At 40.5% G+C, this 26,245-nt stretch carries 24 protein-coding genes; 19 read left to right on the forward strand and 5 right to left on the reverse strand.

What is annotated here, in order from left to right:
* The first annotated feature begins 205 nt into the window (after positions 1–205).
* The 6 genes from ACTW1R_RS02550 to ACTW1R_RS02575 all read left to right on the forward strand — a co-directional run bounded on the left by ACTW1R_RS02550 (position 206) and on the right by ACTW1R_RS02575 (position 6,929).
* Positions 206–4,378, forward strand: coding sequence for a hypothetical protein (locus tag ACTW1R_RS02550; RefSeq protein ID WP_271815064.1), 4,173 nt, complete (start codon positions 206–208; stop codon positions 4,376–4,378).
* A gap of 39 nt (positions 4,379–4,417) precedes the next feature.
* Positions 4,418–4,936, forward strand: a complete 519-nt coding sequence (locus tag ACTW1R_RS02555) for a hypothetical protein (RefSeq protein WP_034868793.1) — start codon at positions 4,418–4,420, stop codon at positions 4,934–4,936.
* Between the two features lie 26 nt (positions 4,937–4,962).
* On the forward strand, positions 4,963–5,526 hold the full coding sequence (locus ACTW1R_RS02560) for a hypothetical protein (RefSeq protein ID WP_271815062.1): 564 nt from the start codon (positions 4,963–4,965) through the stop codon (positions 5,524–5,526).
* Between the two features lie 34 nt (positions 5,527–5,560).
* The gene (locus ACTW1R_RS02565; RefSeq protein WP_086294541.1) at positions 5,561–5,890 is read left to right on the forward strand and encodes an LPXTG cell wall anchor domain-containing protein; all 330 of its coding nucleotides are present in this window, start codon (positions 5,561–5,563) and stop codon (positions 5,888–5,890) included.
* Between the two features lie 172 nt (positions 5,891–6,062).
* A complete protein-coding gene (locus ACTW1R_RS02570; protein WP_270788072.1) occupies positions 6,063–6,458 on the forward strand; it encodes a hypothetical protein in 396 nt (131 codons plus the stop codon).
* A 123-nt stretch (positions 6,459–6,581) separates the two neighbouring features.
* Positions 6,582–6,929: a DUF7006 family protein gene (locus ACTW1R_RS02575; RefSeq protein ID WP_015508957.1), complete on the forward strand. Its 348-nt coding sequence runs from the start codon at positions 6,582–6,584 to the stop codon at positions 6,927–6,929.
* 372 nt (positions 6,930–7,301) lie between these two features.
* On the opposite strand, the gene ACTW1R_RS02580 is transcribed toward ACTW1R_RS02575, so the two are convergent.
* Positions 7,302–8,045 carry an EAL domain-containing protein gene (locus tag ACTW1R_RS02580; RefSeq protein WP_010748787.1) on the reverse strand — a complete coding sequence of 248 codons (744 nt, stop codon included), beginning with the start codon at positions 8,043–8,045 and terminating at the stop codon, positions 7,302–7,304.
* Positions 8,046–8,179: 134 nt separating this feature from the next.
* Here ACTW1R_RS02580 and ACTW1R_RS02585 point away from each other — a divergent pair, with 134 nt between their 5' ends.
* From ACTW1R_RS02585 to ACTW1R_RS02595, 3 genes are all read left to right on the forward strand, one after another.
* Entirely contained in the window at positions 8,180–9,304 is a 1,125-nt protein-coding gene (locus ACTW1R_RS02585) for a GGDEF domain-containing protein (protein WP_231473252.1), read from the forward strand.
* 448 nt (positions 9,305–9,752) lie between these two features.
* Positions 9,753–10,070, forward strand: a complete 318-nt coding sequence (locus ACTW1R_RS02590) for a hypothetical protein (RefSeq protein WP_086339094.1) — start codon at positions 9,753–9,755, stop codon at positions 10,068–10,070.
* 58 nt (positions 10,071–10,128) lie between these two features.
* Positions 10,129–10,671, forward strand: a complete 543-nt coding sequence (locus tag ACTW1R_RS02595; protein WP_087626881.1) for a DUF3267 domain-containing protein — start codon at positions 10,129–10,131, stop codon at positions 10,669–10,671.
* Between the two features lie 192 nt (positions 10,672–10,863).
* On the opposite strand, the gene ACTW1R_RS02600 is transcribed toward ACTW1R_RS02595, so the two are convergent.
* Together ACTW1R_RS02600 and ACTW1R_RS02605 are read right to left on the reverse strand one after the other, a co-directional pair.
* The gene (locus ACTW1R_RS02600) at positions 10,864–11,283 is read right to left on the reverse strand and encodes a DUF2000 domain-containing protein (protein WP_005232083.1); all 420 of its coding nucleotides are present in this window, start codon (positions 11,281–11,283) and stop codon (positions 10,864–10,866) included.
* The gene (locus tag ACTW1R_RS02605) at positions 11,276–12,109 is read right to left on the reverse strand and encodes an AraC family transcriptional regulator (RefSeq protein WP_087626882.1); all 834 of its coding nucleotides are present in this window, start codon (positions 12,107–12,109) and stop codon (positions 11,276–11,278) included. The genes ACTW1R_RS02600 and ACTW1R_RS02605 overlap by 8 nt, the downstream gene beginning before the upstream one ends.
* Positions 12,110–12,476: 367 nt before the next feature.
* On the opposite strand from ACTW1R_RS02605, the gene ACTW1R_RS02610 reads away from it, so the two are divergent.
* Entirely contained in the window at positions 12,477–12,581 is a 105-nt protein-coding gene (locus tag ACTW1R_RS02610; protein WP_017144486.1) for a putative holin-like toxin, read from the forward strand.
* Between the two features lie 518 nt (positions 12,582–13,099).
* Here the strand turns inward: ACTW1R_RS02610 and ACTW1R_RS02615 are convergent.
* On the reverse strand, positions 13,100–14,524 hold the full coding sequence (locus ACTW1R_RS02615) for a glycoside hydrolase family 1 protein (RefSeq protein WP_074536600.1): 1,425 nt from the start codon (positions 14,522–14,524) through the stop codon (positions 13,100–13,102).
* A 168-nt stretch (positions 14,525–14,692) separates the two neighbouring features.
* On the opposite strand from ACTW1R_RS02615, the gene ACTW1R_RS02620 reads away from it, so the two are divergent.
* Positions 14,693–15,406 carry a GntR family transcriptional regulator gene (locus ACTW1R_RS02620; protein WP_005227520.1) on the forward strand — a complete coding sequence of 238 codons (714 nt, stop codon included), beginning with the start codon at positions 14,693–14,695 and terminating at the stop codon, positions 15,404–15,406.
* Positions 15,407–15,550: 144 nt separating this feature from the next.
* A complete protein-coding gene (locus ACTW1R_RS02625) occupies positions 15,551–16,879 on the forward strand; it encodes a PTS sugar transporter subunit IIC (protein WP_005227522.1) in 1,329 nt (442 codons plus the stop codon).
* 192 nt (positions 16,880–17,071) lie between these two features.
* On the opposite strand, the gene ACTW1R_RS02630 is transcribed toward ACTW1R_RS02625, so the two are convergent.
* Complete coding sequence (locus ACTW1R_RS02630) at positions 17,072–17,824, reverse strand: MurR/RpiR family transcriptional regulator (protein WP_005227526.1); 753 nt, start codon at positions 17,822–17,824, stop codon at positions 17,072–17,074.
* A 145-nt stretch (positions 17,825–17,969) separates the two neighbouring features.
* Here ACTW1R_RS02630 and ACTW1R_RS02635 point away from each other — a divergent pair, with 145 nt between their 5' ends.
* The 7 genes from ACTW1R_RS02635 (at position 17,970) to ACTW1R_RS02665 (ending at position 26,242) form a co-directional block, all read left to right on the forward strand.
* A complete protein-coding gene (locus tag ACTW1R_RS02635; protein WP_311904448.1) occupies positions 17,970–19,295 on the forward strand; it encodes a 6-phospho-beta-glucosidase in 1,326 nt (441 codons plus the stop codon).
* A 2-nt stretch (positions 19,296–19,297) separates the two neighbouring features.
* Complete coding sequence (locus ACTW1R_RS02640) at positions 19,298–20,023, forward strand: glucosamine-6-phosphate deaminase (protein ID WP_087626883.1); 726 nt, start codon at positions 19,298–19,300, stop codon at positions 20,021–20,023.
* Between the two features lie 14 nt (positions 20,024–20,037).
* Entirely contained in the window at positions 20,038–21,300 is a 1,263-nt protein-coding gene (locus ACTW1R_RS02645) for a PTS sugar transporter subunit IIC (RefSeq protein WP_489927385.1), read from the forward strand.
* A gap of 363 nt (positions 21,301–21,663) precedes the next feature.
* Positions 21,664–23,703 carry a BglG family transcription antiterminator gene (locus tag ACTW1R_RS02650; protein ID WP_074934582.1) on the forward strand — a complete coding sequence of 680 codons (2,040 nt, stop codon included), beginning with the start codon at positions 21,664–21,666 and terminating at the stop codon, positions 23,701–23,703.
* Positions 23,700–23,981 carry a PTS sugar transporter subunit IIB gene (locus ACTW1R_RS02655; RefSeq protein WP_489927386.1) on the forward strand — a complete coding sequence of 94 codons (282 nt, stop codon included), beginning with the start codon at positions 23,700–23,702 and terminating at the stop codon, positions 23,979–23,981. Before ACTW1R_RS02650 ends, ACTW1R_RS02655 begins: the two co-directional genes overlap by 4 nt.
* Before the next feature lie 16 nt (positions 23,982–23,997).
* A complete protein-coding gene (gene ulaA, locus ACTW1R_RS02660; RefSeq protein WP_005232062.1) occupies positions 23,998–25,362 on the forward strand; it encodes a PTS ascorbate transporter subunit IIC in 1,365 nt (454 codons plus the stop codon).
* A gap of 22 nt (positions 25,363–25,384) precedes the next feature.
* Entirely contained in the window at positions 25,385–26,242 is an 858-nt protein-coding gene (locus ACTW1R_RS02665; protein WP_121260033.1) for a transketolase, read from the forward strand.
* Positions 26,243–26,245: the final 3 nt, after the last annotated feature.

A 26,245-nucleotide genomic window follows, 5' to 3' on the forward strand; every position in this document is an offset into this window, starting at 1 on the left:
AGAATCCAGAACTCATATGTAGTTATTATTTTATGAAAACTTAATCTAACAACTTTCTCCAGACATTTGATTCATCAAAATGTCTTTTTTTGTCGTTCCCTCAAAAACGAAGAATATTGAGACAGCTTTGCGTGAAAAAGCAAGGAGCTATTCCCTAGCTTTCAGCTTTCTTAACGCAACAAAGACTTGAAGAAAGGAGGATATGATGAAATTACTTACATTGTTTTCTGCCGTATTACTACTGAGCAGCACGGGCGTCAACACGACGATGGCGTTCCAGCAAGTTGCTTATGCAGAAACAGAGTCACTTTCTGAAGGGACGCAACAATCTTCTGGGGAGGAAACCAATAATTCTGCTGATCAATCGGAAACGCAAGAGTCAACCGAGCAAAGCAGCGAGGAACAAACAACCTCATCGGAAGCCACCGATGATTCAACGACCGCTAGCCAAGAAGAAGTAGAAGAAACTGAAGCACTGCCCGAAGCAGAAACGCCAGACAGCTCAGAAGATGAAGAGGAGCCAGAATCTGAAAACGAGCAAGTCGAAGGGTTCGATGCAGAAGCTGCAACCATCCCACTGACTGTAGCAAGTGAGGCGCAATTGCGGGCAATTTTACTTGGGGAACCCTTCACCGATGAAGAGGGCACGGAGTATCGTTACGAAGAAATCGCTAATGAGCAATCGCTAGTGCTTACTTTTGCCAGCAACTTGGCATTAACTGAGCCAATCAGTGGGATCCAACGGACGAACGTTACTTTTCGTAGTCAAGAGATGCCTGTGATCGTTTCACAGACGGCAGCCGAGAACCTGATGCAGTTTGCGGCACCTGCTCAACTGACTTGGCAAGGGGTGCAGCAACAAGGCATCCAGTCAGCGCAAGGGCTGGCTCAAACAACTGGGGCATCAACGATCACTTTTGAAGATACCCAATTGGAGCTGACCACTACCGCAGGACGCGTGGTGAATAACAACCAAGCACATCTTCATTTCAAAGGAACCAATGTGGTGACGACAGCGACGTCTTCCATTCCAACCTTATTCACGGCAGAAAGGCTTTTGGTTGAAGGGCAATTGACGATCAATCATCGCTCCTCAAATGCCACACCGATTTTTGAAATGAACCAAGTAGCAGTCGCTAGCCAAGCTGAAATTTCTGTCACTCGCAGTACCAACAGCAATACTGGCACCGTCTTTCACATGACGGGTACCGCAGCAAGCCTTGATTTTGGTCAAGGAAGTGTGACGACGATTCGCCAATCTGGTGCAATGGTCTCCTTGCCAAATGCCAATCAAGATAGCCGATTGACGTTAGCCACAGGGGCAACTCTGGACGTCGGCACAGGACAAGGACTTTCTGGGAACTCTACCAGTACGTTAGGAGAGATACGGCTACAAGCAGGTAGTCAGTTAAAGCTATCTGAGTATGGAACAGTCAGTACGACACCCGCCATTAATGTCGGACGCCGCTTCATCGTTGAAAATAGTACCGCAGACCAACCTACCATCATTGAAGGAACGCGGACGGGCACAACGACCGGGGCATTTATTCATGTTCGTTCCTCTGAGGCGGAAGTTCGCTTTGGTGCGTTCACCCAAATGAATGTAAATCAAACAGGGCCACTATTAACTGCTTCTTTAGCAGATGTTCTTGTGGGAGAAAACACACGGATCGATGCTGCGACCGGCAATGGCTTTACTGGTAGCACCATGGTCAAGAGTTTTCGGATGGAAGATCATAGTCATATTGAATTGCAAGAACGGACAAGCAGTAATTCAAATGTCCAACGGTTCTTTGTCCGAGATTCCTTTGTCACAGGCAACGATGTCACCTTGAATGCGAAACGACAAGTGACGACTGGTGACGCTGCTTTCATGCAATTACAAGCGGCGAATGCTCGTTTTATTTCAGGCGATAATAATCAAATGACCATTTCGCAGCGAGGAGCCATCTTCACTGGTTCAGCCACCACAAGTGAGCTGCACTTTGGGAAAGAAAATACCATCCAGCTCACCTCTGGGCGAGGATTAACAGGGAGTACCGGATCTACACGAAGGATGGTGGTGGGCGAAGAAACAAAAATTTTTGTATATGAACATGGCACAAATGATAACCAGCATTTTGTTCGCTTGCGTGATGAACTAAAACTGGAAGCTGGTGCGGAATTGCATATCCAGCGAACATCTACCCGAACAGCGGAAGCCATTCGGCTGACCCGCGCCAACTCTCAGTTTACGATGGAGGAAAGAAGTAAACTATTTGTCGAAGTCCGGGGGATCGCCTTTTATGGAACCACGACAACGAATGTCTATGTGGGTGACAATGCTGAAATAGATTCGAAAGCTAGTTACGGCTTTACAGGTCGACGAACGATTCGTTCGTTTGTTACTGGGAAAGAGGCAAAAATCAGTCACACTGAGGCAACCAGTGGAAACCTGACTGTGGCAACGGGCTTATCAGATTCGCCTTTTCGAGTGAGCCATACCTTTACACTGGGAGAAGATGCAGAATTTACTCTTCTACGTGAGCGCAATCGAAATGATGCTGGTGCGATTCGAATCAATAATACGAGTGGTGTAGCTACTTTGAAAAAAGGCGCAAAGATGTCCATTCAACAAGTCGGTGGTGCTTTCTATGCTCCCCGAGGTGCAAGTTTTGTGATGGAAGAGGGGGCATCCTTTTATGCCAATACCTCCAATGGCTTCAACTCAAGTACCCGTCGCTTTAGTCAAATGTCGATCGGGAAAAATGCCGATTTCCACCTGACAGATGCCGCTATGACCGTCAATCGCTCCACAAGTCGACCAATGATCGACATTGCCAATACGATCACAGTAGGAGAAGATGCCCAATTTCTGGTAGAGACAGAAGTCAATCGAAGCGAACTTATCTATTTTAGAAATTCGCGGGCCAACTTGAATATCAATGGCGTACAACGATTCGAATTGGTTCACCCGACGACACGAGCGGGAAACAGCCGTACCACTTTGCAACGCTTGATTCGCTCAGGAACCAATACGAATGCGAATGGGTTGAGTATCAATTTTGATAATCAGAAAGTGTCTCTTTGGACAACCACTGGGGAAGCACCAACAGAAGAATTCATCAATGTTTCTGGTACCTTGCGTATCAATCGCAATAGCGGATCGAATCCCTCGTGGGGGTCTTTCAATGTCGAGTCGCGTTCTCGCTACCTGAGTGTTCAGAATGCGGATGGGTCGCTAGAATCCTTAAATGGTGTCGACTTTGCTGCAGCAATCAGCGGAAACAACTACCGTCGTTTGGTTTTTTCAGAACCAGAAGGCCTCGTTGCCCGAATCGATGCATTGAGTGATCAGTCGACTGAAATCACTGGTTCCATGTACGAGGATACCGATGTCACCTTGATCTCCTATACCAATACTGACGGAGAACTCGTTGAATTAGACAAAAACTCAGAACGAATTGAATGGGGCGACTATCGTGATGAAAATCAGCTGTATCGCTATTTCCGTATTCCATTAAGAGAAAATGAACGATTGGAAACAGAGACAGAAGTGTCGATTTTCTTATCAAAACCTTCGATTGAGACCTATGTCGATGTCACAGCTCGTCAAACCGTCATCAAAGGGGTAGACCTTGAAGCGTACAATATCACCTTAGATCGTTATAGGATCAACGAGTTACCTACAAAAGAGGCATTGGATGCTTTGATCCTTCAAGAAAGTCGCGCGCAAGCCGCAGACGTCTTGACGGAAGCGGATATGACGGATGGCTTTCGCATCGTAGAAACGGATCTTACACGAGAAGTGGACGAAGACGGCAGCTACTTCGCTGTTCTTGAGGTGGGGAATAAAGCCTACCAGATGACTATCGGTATCGATGTGACCTCGAAACTGGAGCATATGCGAGTGACGATCCCAACCAAAATGGTCTTTGAATCCTTGTACAATACGGCGGAATCGAATCGTAATTTTGAAAGCCAAGCGTATGAGATCCGCAATCAATCGCCACTTGCTGTGGATACCTACGTCAATCAACTGGCGATCGATGACAGTGCCAGTATTGTCTTATTAGAAGCGGGAGAAGATCCTCTCGACTATGCCGAAAGTGAAAGCGAAGAAGAAGACCCAACCCTGACCTATGACGATATCTCAACCCCGCTGTTGCGATTGAATCTAAAAACGGAAGAAACACAGATCCAACTCTATGAAGCGATGGAGGAACAACACCTGGTTCGCCTAGAAGAAAGAAGCCGCGTGCCGATTTCCTTAACGGGGGACTTCTATGGAGACTATCCCCAATGGATCGTTGATACAGAAGCCGATCAGGGTGGGTATTATGAAGACTTGCTCGTACCGAAGTATCGCATCGTCTTACGCTTTGTCCCACGAGATTAAAGAAAAAAGATCGTACCAAACGTGAAGGAGGTGAATCCATTGGAGCAAACGAATCAAACCGAAACGAAGGATCGACGGAAATGGATCTTGTGGTTGTTGCTGTTGCTAGTACTTATCGGTGGGATCGGGTACTATTTTTACCAATCAAAAGCAGCAGTCCCTTTGATCAGTGCCGACCTGTTGCCAGAATCTGGCGATGCCACCGATCAGCGGGTTTCTGAACGAGCGCAGGAGATTGCGGATGCGAATTATTTCACGCTGCAAATCAATCCAGAAGCCATTTTTGAAGATGGTCAAAGCACGGGATCCATCGAGATCGTCAATCCAGGCACCAATGTGTACCCAATCGCCGTGGATATCTCTTTACTGTCGAGCGGGGAAGTCATCTATTCTTCCGGTGCGATCTATCCAAATCAATTTGTTGAAAATGTCGCCTTGGCGACACCGCTGGCCAAAGGGGAATATCCCGCAAAAGCCACGATCAATATTTACGACCCTGAAAGCAAAGAAAAACAAGGGGTCACTGAAGCTGAATTAACGATTATCGTTAAGAATTAAAAAAAAGGAAAAGTGAGGAAATAAAAATGAAAAAATTTGTAGCAGCCATTCTAAGTACAGCAACGATCGCAGGAGTAATCGCAAGCAGCACCACCGCTTTTGCGACACAAACCATTGACGGACGTGAAGGCGATACGTCAGGAGATGTCCAAGTAAACGGGATCATCGGTGAATTCGATAATACAACACCTGGACCAAATCCCAATGATTTGAACCAATGGATCAATGTGACGATTCCAACGACTGCTTTGTTCTATACGACAGAAGAGTCAAGCCACAAAGAGATCGTTTCCCCTAGCTACACTGTGACAAATAACTCAGCAGTTGGTGTGATCGCTTCTGTTGCGGGTGTCGATACACCATTGAATATGGATGAAGTAGACTTGTTAAACGTAAATGGTATCGAGTTGTTTGAAAACGGCACACCAACCGTAGCAGAAACAGAATTATTTACCCTTGAAGGCAACCAAGGAACGAATGAAGGCACGTTTGCTTTCACTGGTGAAGCAACACCGACCGATGCATCAGAAGAATCAAATCCAAGTTTCAAATTGGTCTTGAGCTTTGCGCCGGATGTAGAGGAAGACTAAGAATTGAAATCCCAGTAAAGAAGGGATCTATCGTATGAAAAAACGAAAACGAATCGTTCTTTTCGTCGCTGTGTTACTGACTCTGACTGTCTGGGATCTATCGGAAACCAGCGTCGCAGAGGCGACGACAGGGCAAGTCTCTGTGACTGGTCGAATCGGTGAAACGGTGACGCAAGAGGAAGAAGCAGACGATGACAATAAGAAAACGATCGTAGCAGATGGTTCTCAAATCGGACAAGGAAAATTACCACAAACAGGTTCGTCAAACACAAGCAGTTTGATCATTCTTGGGTATGCACTCCTAGTACTGTTTGTCGTCGCAGTAACAAGAAAAAAGAAACACGGTGAAAGCGTCGCTCCTTAACTATAGGCATCGCTAGAAGCGTAAAGGAGAAACTGTGGGGAAAACTTGCAGTTTCTCTTTTTTTGATGAAAGATTTAACAAAAAATGGACCAAAAGAAGAAACAGTACTTAGTGATACCACAAACGCTGTATAAGTGAGGTCAGTGATAGCTTTGAAAGAAGGATACAGAAGATGAAAATCAAGAAAGAAGCGTTTGAAAGAACCATCCTAAATAGTGAATACATCGGGTATTATACCCATCTGCTGAGTGCAGATAGTTGCCCATATCATCAAGGAAAACAACTCGATACCATGCGTTACTTACTAGAAAACGATCGTATAGAAGAAATAAAAACCAATGCTCGCTATTTATTTCCTTTACGTAAATATAAATTACCCAGCAACTTGCAAAAAGAGTATCAATTATTGGAAGAAAGTGTCTCCTTTATCTCAAGTTTAAATACTCATCTGCTGATTCCTCAAGCAGCCATTGAGCAAAGTCTTTCAATCAAGGCAGAAAATGGAGCAAAAGATCAAAAAGAGCATTACAAGCAGCTGGTCAGAGGATTGCTAGATATTCTGCATTGACACCTGTACCTGGGTGATTTTTCAGCAGCTAGAAAAAAAGTGAATGAATAACTAGAAGAACAAGCTGAGCTTTAGGAAGAAAATAACGGGACTTGTTCCCCTCAAAGAAAGGAGTAAAAAAGCATGACGGTATTTACTTCAAAAACAGAATACCTTGATGGATTTCAAAAGAAATTTGCGGAGTCACACCGCGCCAATGGCGATTTAGCGGCGTATGTTGAAAAGCAATTGGCCCTCCTTGATGAATTGGTAGCAGCCATTTCACCAGAAACATTTTGGGCGATCACCCCAGATATTTTGGGCATCGACGCCAAACTGGTCTTAGTCACAGAAATGATGCGATTCGACGATTTTTCCGACAATGAGATCATTCGAATCGTTGAAAATGATTACCGCTTTTATCTAAAAGAACTGTGTGGTTACAATCTAGGAACAAAAGCGAAACATTCTCTGGTTTTCAATGTGAGATGAATCAAAGAGGGGAATGGTAGGCATCACTTCTAGCAAGACGAGTAGGTAAGAAGTGATGACTATTTTTAATACTTTTGCAATTAGGGAAGGTGAGCGATTGAAATAGAAGGGGTGTATCGAAAAAAGAGTGAATAGACAAAAAGCATTCAGGAATTGACTTCTTGAATGCTTTTTGTCTATTCACCTATCAAAAAAAGGTCTTTTCTTTGATTTCTACTTTCTCTCATGTGAAATCACCGTTAAAACGATGCCGAATCAGCAAAAATTCTGCAAATAAAATTATTTGTGTTATATTTGAAGGGCATCTGTTCATTTTTTTAATAATCGTTTATTTTTGATCGCGTATAGTGAGAAAAATAAACGACGCGAGGACTATTTTTTTCGCTTTAATTGATCAGCTGGGGCAGGTTTGTCCAAATAAAACCCTTGTTGAAGAAAAATCTCTTCTTCAAGCAGGTACTCATGGATATCCGAGGTTTCGACCCCTTCGACAATAAATTGGATTTTACGATTGCTGGCGATATTTCGCCAGAAGTCGATCAAAAAGAAAATCTCTTTTTGGGACAGGACTCGCAACGAGATAGGCGAAAACTTGATCACATCGATTTTATCCAGCATCGGTGCAATATTTGTCAGTGAATGAATGCCTGTCCCTACATCATCCAATGCGACAGAGAAGCGCATCTTTTTTATTTGGTTGATTTTGTTCATAAGAAAGGACTTGGGATCACAAGCGATAGAAGGTTCTGTATCGTCTTCGGTGATCTCAATCAAAATACGATCATGGTAGGGAGCTAAATCAGCTAACATCAAAAAGGTTTCTGGGTAGCTGAGTTGTTGCGGGTGGATATTGAGACTGATTTTTGTTTCTTCGTTCGGATGAAGCAAGCTGAAAATTTCATTTCGATACCACTGCAGTAAACGAGTATGTAATTTTTTGTATTTGATCACTTGCTGGAAGAAGGAAAGGGGAAACCTATTTCTTTCGGTACTTCTCAATAATAATTCGTAGCCAATCACTTTCTGACTATCTGCTTTCATTTGAAAGATAGGCTGGGCATCAAAATATAATTGGGGAAATATCGATAAGAGTTCTTGTTCTATTTTCTCAGACATTGGTTTCTGCTCCTTTCTGGGGTCGCTTTATTTTTGGTTTCATGAAGTGCAGGAAAAAAGCTTATTTCGTGCGCTGCATCGTTAAAGAATCGAGCCTTTCAAAATCATGGGCGAACGATTTTAAAGAAAAATCTATGAAAGAAAGAAGGAGTAGTGTGTTTGTCCATCTGATTTATGCTGCGATCTATTCTGTGTTAGTCGTGAGCTTGCTCATTTCGTATGATTTGTTTATCAAGAACTTCAAAGAATTGAATTTACGCCTGTCGTTTAAAATTCTTATTGGTATTGTTTTGTTTATTTCGCAAGTCTACTTTATTATATCATTTTCTTTGAACAGTATCGGTTATGTTGCGTATGAATATACGATTCCAATCTTTATTTATTATTTTGGCATTCTCAAAGAAAAAATCTATCTGGTTGGGTTAGTACCCGTCATTTTGCTGACCTTTTTTGCATTGATCAATAAATTTGAATGGGAAGCCATGCTCTTTATTATCGGATTAAATTACATCATTTTAATCGTTACGGGCTTATTAAAGAAAAGATTTTATGGACAACCAAATCACACGGCGTTTTACCTATTTTCGATTTTCGTTACGGTTGTCTCGCCGATGCTCAACGCCTTGCTTTTTTATCGCCGCGAAATTAGCGTTTGGGATGTGGTGTCTTTAGGCATTGGATCTGTGGGGATCGTTTCTTTATGGAAGTATTATTTGCAGAATCAAAAAAATTTCCTGGAAAAAATCAACACAAAAATCATTGAACGCAATTATGATGAGTTGACCAAGGTGAAAAATTTCCGCAGTCTGAACGAGGATATTTCAAAGCTGGCGCTACCTGAGAAGGACCAACTCGTCGTGGTGATGATGGATTTAGATCATTTTAAGCGCATCAATGATCACCATGGACATCAAATCGGCAATCAAGCCCTATCCTTCTTTTCGGAAAAGCTGATGACGTTTCTCTACCAGAAAAGTCCTTCCCATTTAGTCGAAGTTTATCGATATGGCGGCGAAGAATTTTTAGTCCTATTTAAAGAGAATACTTCTGATGCTGTGAAAAAAATTATTGAAGAATTCCATTTGTTTTTAAGCAATGAACAGTTGAAATTAGAAACTGCCCAACTGACCCTTTACTTTTCGGCAGGGATTTCAGAAGCAGCCTCTGCGTTAGACATTTCAGAAACCTTTTACCAAGCAGATCAAGCATTGTACGAAGCCAAAAGGAAGGGCAGAAACCGCACGATTATTTTTTCTTGAGACGTTTGCTTTTCTAAAGAAGGTTTCGCAGTCTTTTCTCAAGTAGATCGGGTGTTGTAGGAAACCAAAAGGAAAGACAAGGTCGTATGATTTTTTTAGACGAATATTTTTCAGAAGAAGTTTTAATAAAGAGACAAGGTTCGCAGGCTTCTTTTTCCAGCGTCGTGTCTTTTTCAAAGGGAAGAGAGGAAGCAATCTGGTAAGTATAACGGTTTACCGATTATCATGAGAGGTTAATTGAAGGGAAAAAACAAGTAGAGTGCTTTTTAAGAAGTGGGAAGAAACCACTTCTTTTTTTGCACCAAGCATTGGGCAGTCGCGCTTGGCAGCATCGACTTGGTTTTCTGGCGTGTTTACAGTCTTTAAAAGCAATGGTATATTTATTTGATAAGTAAATAAAATTATTTTGTGCCTGTGCGTAACGAAGATTGACTAAGGAGACTTCCCTATGAAACCAATTCGACGAATACTGTACCAAAGTGTTTTGTACGTAGCTATTCCTTTGATCGTGAGTCTACTGATTGGTTACCTAGCCAAATGCTCACTCCTGATTCCTGCCTCCATTATTTATGGCGTTCTGTTGGTGTTTATGATCCCTTCCGACAGCTTTTTATCAAGCAGCGTGGACTACCAAACGAAAAGCATGAATCCAAGTTTTCGTCCTCCGCCATTAAAGAGAAGGTTTGAAAGTGCGCCAGAGATGATCAATTTCCTCTTCGTTTTAACTGCACTGGTTTTGTGTTTGCTGCTCTTGTTGGTTGGGTAAAGGGAGTTCATAGAAATCATATACTAAGAAGAATGACAAAAAGAAAAGGAGAACAGCGATGAAATTACTCAAACAAATCAATTTGATGGATGATAAAAAAACAATAAAGAGATTGAATCTCGCGGCGATCCCTAGTTTTATTTTTTTCTATGTGTTCTTTACACTCTTTGTCTTAGGTGGTCATGGGTCAAATGCTGAAACTTCGTTTGTTTTCGATCTTTTGATCTTAATGGTTGCGTATTTTATTCTCATCATTATTCATGAATTGATCCATGGTGCCTTCTTTAAGCTTTTTGACCCTAAAGGGAAGGTAAAGTTTGGGTTCAAAAATGGGGTAGCATATGCCACGAGTCCCCATTCCTTTTATTCAAAAGGGAAATTTGCCATCATTTTATTGGCGCCATTCCTTGGCATTTCTGTGGGTCTCTTTCTATTTTATTTATTTGGCTGGTTGACGGCATCTCTTTTTATCTTGATTGCTACCGCACATGCCGCTTCTTGTGTGGGAGACTTTTACTTTCTTTTTCTGATTGTTAAAGCACCAGCGAACAGTTGTGTAGAAGATACTGAAGTGGGGCTGAATATTTATCAAGGAGAGTAGTTTATTTTTCAATTGATCTTGGCAAAATCAAAGAGCAAGAAAATGTATGCTAGAAAATCTCTTACAAAAAAACAAACACCTCAAAAGTGTTTGTTTTTTTATAGGACTGTTTATAAAAAACGTATATAGCAAGAAGACTGTTCGGTCGACAAAAAGAAAACTTGTTTTAAACGACCGTTTTTTACTAGCGCTTTACCGATACAACGGCAAGCTGCCAGCGACTTTATTGATACTCTTTTTCTTGCCTTTTAAACAAAGACCAAAATAAGCCAGTGTTTCTGTGGGAATTGTCTCAAGCGTCTGACGGTATTGCTCGTAAGAATTGGTGGTCTGAGCAACGTCGGAAAAATCAATGATGGTTACTTCTGGATCTGCTTGTTGACTGATCGATTCACGAATGGTCTGCAACTGTTCCTTGTTCGTTTTTAAGATAGGAATGGGAAAGTTGACAATGCCAAGGTGTTTTCTGCCTGTGGAATCGTAAATATCCTCTCCGATTCCTTCGGGAAACAATTTGCCTAAGGTTGCGCCTAAAATTGCTGCAGTATTTGCAACTAAGCCAATCGGTAATTGTTCATCGATAATCATGACACATTTTTCTTGGTTATTCATACGTTCTCACTCCATCTTCTTGGTAAATTGTTTGGTAAGCTTTCGGGGTGACCCCAATCAAGCTTTTAAAGATACGGGTAAAATGACTTTGGTCACTAAAACCTGTCAGAAAAGCGACTTCTGCAATTGCTTCTTGTGCTTCTAGTCTTTTCTTGGCAGCACTGATGCGCACCGTACTTAAATATTGAAACGGCGACAGCCCATACGCTTTGGTAAACTGCCGAATCAAGACGTACTGATTCATTCCAAGAACGTCACTTAATTCACTCAAGGACAATTTTTCGGCATAATGTTGATCGATATAGGCTTTTGCCGTTGTGGCTTTATTTGACACCGGGTCCGTTTGTTCGTGGGTGAAATCCGCATACTGAACAAGCAGGTCGTGAAGCAGACAAGTAAAGCGTTCTTGCTTTTCAAACTCATCACCGCGATCCGACAGCAGCAGCTGATGCACTGCATGAAATTCCTCTTTTTCTTTCACTTGGCGAATGACCGGTTCAGGAAAGTGGGGCGTCAATTGAGTGTTAAAAATTTTTTGTACTTGTACCGCCATGTTCTCCGGGGTTAAGTGGATATTACGGTAAACCAGCTTCTCCTCCGTGAGTTGCTGGCAGCGGTGGGCAGCCTTTGGTGGAATCAAAATCAAGTCGCCTGCTTCAACGATATAGCAGGTATTTTGACAGGTGAATTGACGCGTCCCAGCTTCCATCAAGCCAATCACATAATATTCGTGCCAATGGTTAGGAAACTCCTGCTGGATGCCGTTAAATAATAAAGCTTCTACACCAAGGGTGCTATCTTGAATGATTTTTCGTTCATTTCTCATCTGCATTCTCCTTTTTGTTACTATAACAAAAGTGGTTTTTGGTGAATAGAATGATATTGACTTTTGACTATTTTTCTTGATGGAAGACACTTGGTTGGGACTGAGAAAAGGGACTGGAGAAGGTCGGAAAAGAGTGGATCAGGCTTGAAGAGAGAACAGCGGGTTATTTTGACGAATTTATGGAATGAATCACAGTAGATGGACCATGAGCCGTGAAAAAATAATGATAAATCCTTGGCATTTGAAAGTTTTATTGATGGAAGTATGGTACCATTTGACTGCAGTAAAGTTTGTGACGGTGGCTATCTTTGAAAGGTGGTGGTGCTTATGAATGTAAGTACTAACTCTTCAGAAAGGAGAAGCCTTTTTGTCCACAGCGGAAGCAATCGGGCTAATGATCAGTTTTGGTACATTTACCGCCATGCTGATCTTTGGTATCCTAGCCGCAGTGAAAAATGACAAAAAAAAATAACCGTCAACTTTAGCAGGAAAACGGTTATTTTTTAAGTTAATAAACCTGTCGCCGTCTTAAATGGCGCTGCAGAGGGGTTGTGGCCACAACTCCTCTTTACATAGTTAGTATAGCAAGAAGAGAGTGATTTTTCAACTTTAACAAGGATATTTTCAAACAAAATCGATAAGCGACATAGGCAAAACCTTATTCTCAATTGGAATAAGGTGTTCGATGTAGTCATTTTGGAGAAGTGTTCGAACATCTAAAAACGAATGCAATGTTTAAAGAAAAGGGAAGCATGATTATCGAAACTAGCGGCTAATAAGTTCCAGATAAATTCTGGTACATTTATTGCCATGCTGCTCTTTCGTATCCTAGCCACAGTGAAAAATGACAAAAAAATAACCGTCGACTTTAGCAGGGAAACGGTTATTTTTTTACTAACAAAACCCTGTCGCCTTCTTAAAAGGTGCGAAAGAGGAGTTGTGGCAACAGGTTTCTTCTATACAGATCACTATCGATCATATTCGTGAATGCTAATCTACCAGTCGCTCGAGATCGTAGGAAAAACCGTTTTGCTTACTTAGTTCCTTGTAAAACAAGCCGCTTTTCTTTATTGTACGTTTCTGTGTGGCTAAATCTAAAGAAACTAAGCCGTAGCGGTTTTTATATGCATTGATCCATGACCAACAATCAATGAATGTCCATAGATGGTATCCTTTTATATTACAGCCATCTTGAATTGCTTTCCATAAATAGGCGAGATGGTCTTGGATAAATTCAATGCGATAGTCATCAATCACCTGTCCATTTTCATCCATGAACCGTTCTTCATTAGCAACACCCATACCGTTTTCTGAGATAAAGGATTCAATATTTCCGTAGTTATTTTTGATGTCCATACATAAATCATAAATTCCTTTTTCATAGATTTCCCATCCACGATATTCATTCATTCGACGGCCAGGCATAATATGCGGTTCAAAGAACCATTCTGGTAAGAATGGACTTTCTAGATTAACGGCAGAAGTTCTTGCTTTGACACGGCGTGGTTCATAGTAGTTTAGACCAAGTATCTGTGCGGTATTCTCTTCAATAATTTTTAGGTCTGTGTCATTGAAATCAACGGGTAATTGGTCATATTCCTCCAGCAACGAGACTAGTTTTTCTGGAAATACTCCTTTGACCATGGGATCTAAGAAACTACGAGTATAAAAAAGATCCGCAATTTCTGCTGCTTTTTTATCTGCTGAATTTTGGCTTCTTGGGAAAGTCGGACTCAAATTGAGAATTACTCCGATTTTGCTAGATAGCTGGTATTTTTTAAAAGTTTGAATGGCTTTTGCATGAGCTAATATGGTAAAGAACGCTGCTTGAGCACCACGCTTAAAATCAATGAGATTTGGATAGTGAAAATCTTCTAAATAAGAGCCCAAGATTGGCCCCAAAGGTTCGTTAAAGGTGAACCAATGATAAACTAAGTCGCCAAACGCTAGAAAACAGGTATCAGCAAAATTTACATAAGCATCAACAACTTCACGTGATTCCCATCCCCCTTTATCTTGTAATTTTGCGGGCATATCAAAATGATAGAGATTCGCAAAAACTTTGATATTATTATTTTTCATTTCGGTAAAAAGATCTCGATAATAGGCTATCGCTTTCTCGTTTGGTTTACCAACCCCATCATTTGGAAACATTCGTGCCCATGAGATAGACACACGAAATGAATTGTGCCCCGTTTGTTTCATCAATTGAATATCTTCGTGGTAACGATGGATATGGTCTGTCGTAATACTAGGTCCAATTCGTTTATAAAAACGATGAGGTTCTTCGTGAAACCACCGATCCCATACGGTCTCTGCTTTTCCTGTTTCTCCACGCCCTTCAGATTGTTCTGCTGACCAAGCGGAGCCCCACCAAAAGTCATCTGGAAATGTTAACTGAGTTTGTCTTGACATTATCGTTTCCTCCTGTTCGTTTTTAATAGTGTAACATTGCTTTTAGTATAAATAAATACTTTTTATTAAAAATATATATCTTTTAGTGATGGGTATGTTTTTAGCTGTAAAAAGACAATTTTTTATGTTAAAGTATAAGTAATAGAGATGAGTATGAGGGAGTAAGTTATGAAGAAACAGCCAAAATATATGGAGGTTTATACGGAGGTAAAGAAAAAAATTGCCAATGGAACCTATCAAATCGGCGAAAAATTACCTACAGGCGATGAACTTGCGCATGAGTATCAAACAAGTAAGCTCACTGTGAAGAAAGGTATTGATATGCTAGTATCAGAGGGAGTTTTACGAACACGTAGTGGATTCGGAACGGAAGTTCTACGCAGACCAATTGATAATTCGAAAGTGTTTGGACCAAATGAAGGTCTTTTTGATTTAGTAGGGGAAGAACATGTGACTTCTGAAATCCATACGTTCTCAATTGAGTTGCCATCGAATGAAGTGGCAGAAATTTTAGAAATAAATCAAAAAGAGTATGTCTATAATATTATTAGAAGTCGTTTTATTGATGAACAACCGTATTCTATTGAGCAAACGTTTATGCCACTTTCTGTTATACCGGGGTTAGAACCAAAGCATTTGAAACGTTCTGTATATGGCTACATTACAAATGAGCTTGGTCTAGAGATTAAATCTTCCCATATTTGGATCAAAGGTGATGTGGCAAATGACTTCGATGCGGAAATTCTTTCTGTAAAACCAGGCGAGTTTATGATAGAGGTAGACAAAGTGGTGTCATTGTCATCTGGTGTACCGTTTGAATATTCTCTTTCGAGACATTTATACAAAGATTTTATTTTTGAAGCAGTTTTTGTTGAGAAGTGAAGACCAACGAATTTCGTTGGTTTTTTTTTGATTTTTAAAAAAGATATATAATTTTAAATAAAGATATTTACTTTTTTAAAAAGCTGGTGTATGATCATCCCATAAGCAATCGCTTACAACTAAAAAAGGAGACTGATCGGGATTATGAGTAAAAAAGATGCTATTTTTGAAAAGTTCGGAATAATAGCCACAAGGCTAGGGAACCAGATTCATCTTCGAACACTAAGGGATGCTTTCGCCACTTTTATGCCTTTTATGATGTTGGCGGGATTTGTTACATTGATCAACTATGTTATTTTAGAGCCAACAGGATTTATGGGAAATATCATTGATCCAGCAACATTAACGACGATTCAAGAAATCGGGACTTCCATCAGTAATGGAACGCTAAGTATAACGACGCTATTAGTTGTTGCGGCAGTTTCTTATCATATGTGTGTTAGCAGAAATTATACAAATCATATTGCTGCTGTTCTAGTCGCTATTTCAACGTTTATTGTTCTCACCCCTATGATGACGATGTTTACACCAGAAGGAAGTCAAGAAGCGCTGGAGGTAGGCGGGGTTATTCCCGTCACTCATACTGGTGCGTCAGGAATGTTCGTTGGAATTTTTGTGGGCTTAGCTGCTACGGAACTCTTTATTAAGTTATCAAATAACAAAAAGTTACAAATTCAGTTGTCAGGAAATATCCCACCAGCTGTGTTGAAGTCATTTAACGTCCTTATTCCAATCATGATTACCGTGACTACCTTCGCAATTGGTTCATTTGCTGTCAATCAATTATTCAATATGGATGTTAATTCGTTGATTACTACTCTAATCACTGGACCTTTAAGTAGGGTAACGACAGGTTTACCAGGGTTCCTCTTAATTACCTCAATTGCAAATCTATTTTTCGGGTTTGGAATTCATCAAGCAGTGATATCAGGTTCACTTCTCGATCCGTTCTTAATTCAAAATATGCAAGAGAATATGGCTGCTTATGCGAATAGGGAAGATATTCCACATATCATAAACATGGCATTTAAAGATACGTTTGCTGTTATGGGAGGATCAGGAAATACTATTGCTTTGCTAATTGCTATTTTTATCTTTAGTCGTCGTAAAGACTACAAAGACTTTGCAAAATTATCCGTAACTCCTGCACTATTTAATATCAGTGAACCGATCATTTTTGGTTTACCAATTGTTTTCAATATTAGTTTGATTATTCCATTTGTATTGGCGCCGATTTTTTCCCTAACAGTTGCATATTTTGCAACAGCTGTTGGTTTAATCAATCATGTTGTCGTGCAGATACCTTGGACCACTCCTCCTGTCATATCTGGATTTTTAGCAACTGGTGGCGATTGGCGAGCATCAGTCTTGCAAATTGCGATCATTGCTGTGAGTGTTTTTATCTACTTACCATTTTTACGTATCGATGAAAAAGTTACCTCAACAATAGGGAATGAAGAGGCAAATGATTGAGAAGAGGAAACTTCACAAGATTTTTTGAAGTCTTCTCAAACCAAAGGTAAGAGAAACAAATAAATTGAACAAATCTATATATCAAAAAGAGACCACATAGATACATGTGAGTCTCTTTTTTTTGTGGGAATATCGATCGGTGAACTTGTGAATAGAGGGAAAGAATTACCTGAAGAATTTTTTTTTACAAATCTATTGAGTTTCCATTCTATTTCTCACGGTTTTCGCTAACTTTTCAATAATGTACATTGCCGGTATCTGTGTTGTAATATCAGCTTCATTAATTTTTTCTAGCGAAATATTATAGGTTATTGCAATATCAGCTAATTTAGAAAGTGTTGAATTAGAGCTGCTGGTAATTCCTATTACTGAGCTTTCTGATAGATTCAAATGATTTAAATATTGAATGATTTCTGTGGTCTCGCCCGAAACGGATAAAGCGACGATACACATTTTTTTTGCTAACTCAGTGGATAGGTAATTAATAGGGTAATTACTAGGATCTTCAATGCGAATCGCCATGTTAAATAGTGACGAGAAATAAAGAGAACCATATTCAGCAACAACATTTGAGGAGCCTACGCCAATAAAAATAATCAGCTCTTTTTCCATCAATAAGTGAACTGCCTCATCAAATTTATCTTCAAAGAATTTGTCTTGTGTCCGTGCTAAAAAATTCAAGAGTTCACTCTCAAAATCAAGTGTTTTTACCTCTTTTTCTTCTTTAAGAGATTCGAGATACGCACTGAGGTAAATTTTAAATTCAGAAAAACCGGTACAGCGAAATTTTTTACAAAAGCGTAGTACGCTGGCAGTACTCGTATGACTTTTCTCAGCTAATTCACGAATACTCATGGAAGCAACTGCATTTACGTCTGAAATTATTGCTTTATATACTTCAATATCCGTTTCATTTAAGTCTGGTTGATAGTCAAGAAACAACATAGTAATCCCCTCCTGTTACAAATTGTAACAGGATTGTAACCGGTGTCAATCTTTTGCTTTTGTAACCGTTTACTTAAAGGCGGTATTTATGGAGATAAAAATAATCTATACTGACCATGTAGTTAAGTTAAAGGAGTGTTTCAGGATGGATAAAGGAATAAAAATTGCAACAATTGGCGGTGGATCAAGTTATACACCAGAATTGATAGAAGGATTTATTAAACGATATGCTGAATTACCGATTTCAGAATTATGGCTTGTGGATATTGAACAAGGAAGAGAGAAATTAGAAATTGTTGGGGAACTTGCTAAACGTATGGTAAAAAAAGCGGAACTTCCAATGAAAATTTATATGACTCTTGATCGTGAAGCGGCATTAAAGGATGCGGACTTCGTTACGACCCAATTTCGTGTAGGTCTTTTGGAAGCGCGAGCGAAAGACGAGAGAATCCCTTTAACATATGACACGATTGGACAAGAAACGAATGGTCCAGGAGGGCTTTTTAAAGGATTACGCACGATTCCCGTTATCTTAGAAATAGTGAAAGACATGGAGCGTCTTTGCCCAGAAGCATGGCTGATCAACTTTACTAATCCAGCTGGTATGGTGACAGAAGCTGTCTTACGCCATAGCAATATGCGTAGAGTAGTAGGTTTGTGTAATGGACCAATTGGAATAGAACGTGGCATTGCAGAAACATTAAAAGTACCCAAAGAAGAATTATATGTTGAATTTACTGGACTAAATCATATGGTTTTTGCGAAAAAGATTTATCATAAAGGGATTGATGTGACCCAAAAAGTACTTACATTGATGACGCAAGATGCTGGTGATGCAGTTGGTCTGAAAAATATTGCTGATTTAGAATGGGAACCAGATTTTTTCCGAACACTTGGCATGATTCCTATCGGCTATTTAAGGTATTACTATCAAACAGCCACTATGTTGTCTGAGCAAAAACAATCAGCAGAAAAAGAAGGAACTCGTGCAGAAGTTGTGCAGAAAATCGAAAATGAATTGTTTGAACTTTATAAAGATGAACATCTAGCAATCAAACCACCTCAATTATCAGAACGTGGGGGCGCTTATTATAGTGAAGCAGCATGTAATTTAATTAATTCCATCTATAATGACAAACGTGATATTCAAACGGTCAATACAAGAAATAATGGAGCCATCAGTGATATCGATTGTGATTCAGCGGTTGAAGTAAATTGTTTGATTACAAAACAAGGACCGATCCCTTTGACTACAGGTGAATTACCTATTCCTATCAAAGGGCTAGTTCAACAAATTAAGTCTTTTGAACGTATAGCGGCCCAAGCAGCTGTTACGGGAGACTATAACACTGCTTTATTAGCGATGACGATCAATCCCTTAGTTCCAAGTGATAGGACAGCAAAGCAACTACTTGATGAAATGCTTTTGGCACACAAAGAATATCTGCCGAATTTTTTTAAAGGAGAATGACAATGAATATAAAATACTATGTTGAGGCAAATTACCAGGAAGTCAGTAAGATCTGTTCAAAACTCATTTTAGATGTCTTGAAAGAAAAGCCAAATGGGTTATATTGCTTTGCAGGTGGTGATACACCCGTAGGAACGCTTAACATCATTGCAGAAGCAGCAATCAATAAAGAAATAGATTTATCCCAGGCAAAGTTTATTGAACTAGATGAATGGGTTGGAATCGATCCGAAAAATGAAGGCAGTTGTATATCCTATTTGAAAAGAAACTTATTCAATCGGGTTCCTATTGACCTAAAGCAACTTCACACATTTGATCCTTTAGCCGATGATTTAAATGAGGAATGCAAAAAAGCTGATAAATTTATCGAGGAGAATGGAGGATTAACACTGAGTTTGCTTGGGGTTGGAGTAAATGGTCACTTAGGTTTTAATGAGCCTGGTTCGTCCTTCGAAGATAAAGCTCATATAGTGAACTTAGACGAATCAACCCAAAGTGTTGGGAAAAAATATTTTTCAGACGAGAAAGTTGATCGTACGAAAGGAATTACGTTAGGGATAGGACAATTATTACAATCTGGAACAATGATCGTACAAGCTAGTGGAGCAAAAAAGAAATCTGCGATACAACAATTTCTAAGCGGTACGATTACAAAAGAGTGTCCAGTTACTTCTCTATGGTTGCACAAAGATCCTGTGTTGGTGGTTGATAAGGAAGTCGTGAACTAAAAGGAGGAAAAACGATGCAGGTCATTGAGAACAAGGTATTGCCTATATTGCTGAAAATAGGCAATAGTAAACACTTAGTTGCTATAAGAAATGGGATTTCCATGACGATTCCTTTTACTATTGTTGGAAGTATCTTCCTAATCATTGGTAACTTTCCAATACAGTCATGGATGGATTTTGTGTCAAATTGGGGGCCGCAGTTGAATGCACCAGTCAATGTTACGTTCGGAATCCTTGGACTGATATCTGCAATTGGCATAGGCTATCATTTAGGAAAAGAGTTTGGTGTTGATGCTATTTCTAATTCGATGCTCACAACTATCGGCTTTCTTCTAGCAACATTAAACGATGACTGGACGATAAATTTGGCTAATTTTGGTGCTAGTGGTATGTTTACCGCGATCATTGTTGGGGTATTTGTCACTCATGCTTTTAAATGGTTTGTCACTCATAATATTGTAATAAAAATGCCAGAAGGTGTGCCGCCCACTGTAGCAACTTCTTTTGCAACGTTAATCCCAGGAGCATTTATTCTGACCGTTATATGGATCGTCAGAACTTTATTAGGGGTTGATATCAATGAAATCATTACTATTGTTTTCCAACCTTTAATGCAAGGGATGGGAACACTCCCAGGCATGCTGCTATACACACTTCTCGTTTGTTTGCTATGGATATGTGGAATCCACGGAGACAATGTTTTGTCTGGAATTGCGACCCCTGTTTTCCTAAGTTATCTTGCTGATAATACGGCAGCTTTTCAAAGTGGTGTAGAAGTTCCTCATGTTTTTGCCGATGGATTTTGGATTGTCTTTATGTGTTTAGGCGGAACTGGAGCAACACTAGGTCTAGTGTTAAATATGCTCCATTCCAGAAGTAAGATGTATAAGTCGATTGGACGATCATCATTGCCGTCAGCTATTTTTTGTATCAATGAACCGGTTATTTTTGGTTTGCCTATTGTGATGAATCCTGTAATGCTTATTCCCTTTATAGCAACGCCTATGGTCCTATGTATCGGTACGTATATCCTAATGAATATTGGTATAGTAGGACCGATTGTTATTCAAGTTCCATGGACTATTCCTCCTATTATTGGTCCTTATTTAGCTACTAATGGTAGTATTGGAGCAGCTGTTTGGTCTGTTGTATCAATTGCTATCTCATATTTTATTTATATGCCATTTTTCAAAATATTGGAAAAGCAGCAAGTAAAAAACGAAGCCGCAAAGACACAGGAAACGGAAACAACGATTCCTGTTAGTATAAGTGAGTAGATAGAAAAAGCTTATTTTCCATCATTCATTAAGATAAGTCTTTTAGGTATCAGAAAATAACTTTAAAAAAGTATATTGGAAAAATGACGATTGCTTTTAATGATTCTGATAGTTTCAATAATAAAACAACAAATAGCATCAGTATCTAAGCGAATCAGTAAATGATTCGCTTTTTTTAATGTTGTATTTTTTATCCATTTGTTTCTATCAACAAAACTTTCTCGGATACTATATTGGATGTTATGGTAATCCTTGAAATCACCTCTTCGGTCCATCGTTAAAAAAAAACGAAGTTTCAGTTGTACCGAGAAATGATGGCGATTTCATTTTGTGCAAGCTATAGTTTAGGTGGGGGTAGCAAATATGATTCATTTCAAATTGACGTATCTGTTTTCAGAACCAAATGTTGAGGCGTTTCTTGATTTGACGAAGTGGAGGGATGAGGAATTTTTGGCGGAGATTGCCAAAATCAATCAAATCACTGAACAGCGGTTGAATCAACGAATCATGATTCATGAGGGAGAAGTTTTGATTCCTTCACTGATTCAACGAAAATGGCCGGAAATTCTTTTCGATGTCCAGAAGAATACGTTGTTTTTTTCGGAAGAAGAGCGGCGGTCCATGATTTATCTTCTGACTTTTTCAGCAGTGAAAGATTTATCCGTCTATCAGTTTCAAGAGCTGTTCTATGTCAGTAAAAATACGATTTTGAAGGATGTAAAGGGGATCAGAGAGGAACTTGCAGCTTTCAAGATTCAACTATTGTACTCTCGAAAATATGGCTTTTATCTAGAGGGAGAGGAATATCAGATTCGCGCTCTTGCCTTTCGAAAGGTCAGCACGTTATCCAATACGAAAAACGGGAACTTGCTCTTATTTGAGGGAATCTATGAGCAGGATAAAACGATATATGTTCAAATCAGAGATCGTTTGTCCGCAACACTGACTGATTTCAATCTGGTGATCGTTCCGAGTCGCTTCGAAGAAATGCTTTATTTTCTTAATTATCTATCCTTTCGGATGGCAGAAACGGCTGTTTCTTTAGCGGAGACAGAAATACCGCTGCTCCAGTCGCTGCATGTCCATCAAGTCAGTCAGCAGTTTTTAGCAGAATTTCCTGACATCAAAGATCGGAAAACAGAAGAACTTTATGTAACGATCCTGTTGAAAACGATTCTGCAAGGAGATATCGAAGATACTTCATTAGAGTTTTTATTGGAATGTGCCAGTAAGATCATTCATGAAATGGAACGGCTGGCAGCTATCGAGTTTGTGGACTATCGCACCCTTTTGATGAACACATTCTATCATCTTGTCCCAGCGTATTTTCGAATCCGCTACGGTTTTCCACTGGAGAATGTACTGATTGAAGAAATCAAGCTGCAATACAATGAGTTGTTTGAACTGACGAGACGAGCACTGGGTTCTTTAGAAGACCTAGTCGGCACGATCCCTGATGAAGAAATCGGTTATTTTACGATTTTGTTTGGTGGAGAAATCAGTAAACAAAAGGCCAAACGTGATTACTTCCAACTGAATGCATTAGTCGTTTGTCCCAGTGGCATCAGTTCATCCTTGATTTTGGAATCAGAATTAAAGGAACTGTTTCCCCAGATCCATTTTTTGCCGGCTCGTTCGATCGAAGAGTACGAAAATGTTCGGTTTAATGAAGAGATTGATCTGATTTTTTCCAGTGCGCCGATCAAAACCAAACGACCCTGTTATGTGATCAATCCGATTATGACACCCATTGAGAAGGATGAACTGGTTAAAAACGTACAAGCGGCATTTTTCCCTTCAAAAACTGGATTGCATTCCATTGACGATGTGTTAGAAGTGATTTTGCCCTATGTTGATTTAAAAGCAGGAATCAGTAAGCAAAAGCTGAGAAAAATTTTGCAAAGAAAAATCAATCGAGAATTGAATAGAAGGGAAGACCAACGTCCGATGTTATCAGATTTATTAACAGCAGAAACCATCCAATTTACCGAGGTGCCGCTGACTTGGCAAGAAGCCATTCGAGCAGCTGCTGCGCCATTAAAAAAGACCAATAAAATTGAGGAGCAGTATATTACCGCCATGATCAATAAAGTGGTGGATCACGGTCCTTTTATCCATATTGGAAAAGGCATCGCTTTGCCTCATGCACGTCCAGAAGATGGGGTCAATGCCATCGGGATGTCGTTATTAAAAGTCAAAGAACCAGTGCTTTTGAATGATGATCCGCAACACCCCATTCACGTGTTTATATGTTTGGCGGCGGTTGACAATGAACTCCATCTAAAAGCGTTAGCGAGTTTAACTAAAATTTTGTCGAATAATGAAAAACTAACTGCGTTACTTTCCGCAACCAATGCGGACCAAATAATTGAAGTGATTAGAGAAGGAGAAGATGAAAAATGAAATTTGCAGCAGTGTGTGGGTCAGGATTAGGATCAAGTTTTATGGTGGAGATGAATATCAATTCTGTTTTAAATGAACTGGGTGTCTCAGGCGTGGAAGTGTCCCATTATGATTTAGGAAGTGCTGCACCCGATATGGCGGATGTTTTCTTCGTTGGCGGCGATTTAGCCGATAGTGCGCAGCATCTAGGTGAGATCGTAGTTTTAGACAGTATTATCGATCTCGATGAATTGAAGCAAAAGATTCAAGCCGTTTGTCAGGAAAAAGGATTACTATAAAAAGGAGTAGACAGTCATGAACGAATTTTTAGATATTCTTGTTGATATCGCGAGTACCCCAGCGATCTTAGTTGCGCTGATCGCCGTTTTGGGGAATGTGCTGCAGAAAAAAGACATTGCCACGATCGTCAAAGGGGGCATCAAAACCTTTGTTGGGTTTCTCGTGGTCACTGCCGGGGCTGGGGTGATCGAAAGCTCTCTGGCGCCATTTGGGGAGATGTTCCAAGCAGCCTTTAACATGCAAGGGGTCGTACCAAATAACGAAGCGATCGTTGCGCTAGCGTTGACGACTTACGGCACCTATACCGCACTTATTATGTTAGCCGGAATGGCCTTCAATATTTTGATTGCCCGTATCACTCGCTTTAAATACATTTATTTGACTGGGCATGCCACGTTGTATATGGCTTGCATGATTGCGGTGATTTTGAGCGTTACTGGAATGAACACCTTTAATCTAGTTTTATTTGGCGGCTTAGCGTTAGGGATCTGTAACACGATTTTTCCAGCGATCGCACAGCCGTTTACCCGAGAAATTACCAAAAATGATTCCGTCGCATTAGGGCATACGGGAAACTTCGGCTATGCATTGAGCGGGTTGATCGGTAAATACGTCGGCAATAAGGAAAAATCTACCGAAGACATCAATTTTCCGAAAGGCCTGTCTTTCTTGCGGGATTCTACTGTTAGCATCACGATTACGATGGCGGTTGTATACGTGATCGTAGCAATTTTTGCTGGGAGTGAATTTATTACGGAAAATCTTAGCAATGGCACGAACTCGATCATTTATTCGTTGCAGCAAGCAGGTTCGTTTGCCGCTGGTGTCTTTGTGATTTTAGCTGGTGTCCGTCTGATTTTGGCAGAAATCGTACCAGCCTTTAAAGGGATTTCTGAAAAGCTTGTTCCTAATGCGATTCCTGCATTGGATTGTCCAATCGTCTTTCCTTATGCGCCAAATGCTGTTCTGATTGGTTTTCTAACCAGTTTTGTCGGAGGGATCGTTAGTTTGATCATCATGGTCTTCACAGGAACAACCGTTATCATTCCAGGTGTCGTGCCCCATTTCTTCTGCGGCGCAACAGCAGGTGTTTACGGCAATGCAACGGGTGGTGTGCGAGGCGCCGTCATTGGGTCCTTTATTCATGGGATCATTATCAGCTTTATGCCGATCTTGTTGATGCCAGTCATGGGAGATCTTGGGTTCCAAGGATCAACTTTCTCTGATACCGACTATGGGGTTGCAGGGATCTTCCTAGGAAACCTAGCCAATATGGGCGGTCAAATCGCCATCTTCTCAGGGATAATTGCGGTAGTCGCGGTCTTGATCGGATTGACGATTTTCAAGAAAAACAGTCGGGCAAAATCTGTTTCTGAATAAATAGAGGATGGAGGGATAAATAGTGGCAATCAGTGAACAAAAATACCACGAGCTTGAAGAATTAGCGGCAAAGATTCGTTTAGATACCCTTTGCAGCATCAAGAAAATGGGACAAGGCCATCTGGGCGGCTCCTTTTCAATTGTTGAATTATTGGCCGTTTTGTACGGCAAACAGCTGCGAATCAATCCACAAGATCCACAGTGGGCGGATCGTGACCGACTCGTCTTGTCAAAAGGGCATGCTGGCGCCGCCTTGTATAGTGCATTAGCAAATACGGGCTATTTTGATCGGTCGTGGTTATGGACGATCAATGAGGGCGGCACGAGACTGCCTTCCCATCCGGATCGCTGGAAAACGCCAGGGGTTGATGCCACCACAGGTTCACTGGGACAGGGGACTTCCATGGCTGCTGGGATCGCGACAGGCCTGCGCTTGGCAGGCAAGGACAATTTTGTTTATTTGATCGTCGGGGATGGTGAACTAAATGAAGGACAGTGCTGGGAAGCCTTCCAATACATTGCCCACTTTAAACTGAATCACTGTATCGTCATTATTGATGACAACAAAAAACAGCTAGATGGGCCAACCAAAGACATTCTTGATCCTTTTGATATCCAGCAGAAGATGACTGCTTTTGGCTTTTATACAGAAAAAGTTCCAGGGGCAGACATGCAAGCCATTGATGAGGCAATCGAGCGCTGCAAAGCAATCGAAGACCAAGCGGTTTGCATTGTCTTGGACAGCGTGAAAGGACAAGGCGTTCCTTTCTTTGAAGAACTAGATGCCAATCACTCCGTGAAGTTTACCACGGATGAGATCAATCAAGCGGCAGAAGTGGCAATCAAAGAATTGACCATAAAAATCGAAGGAGGACGCTAAGGC

Source organism: Enterococcus sp. R12 (genome assembly GCF_058135755.1).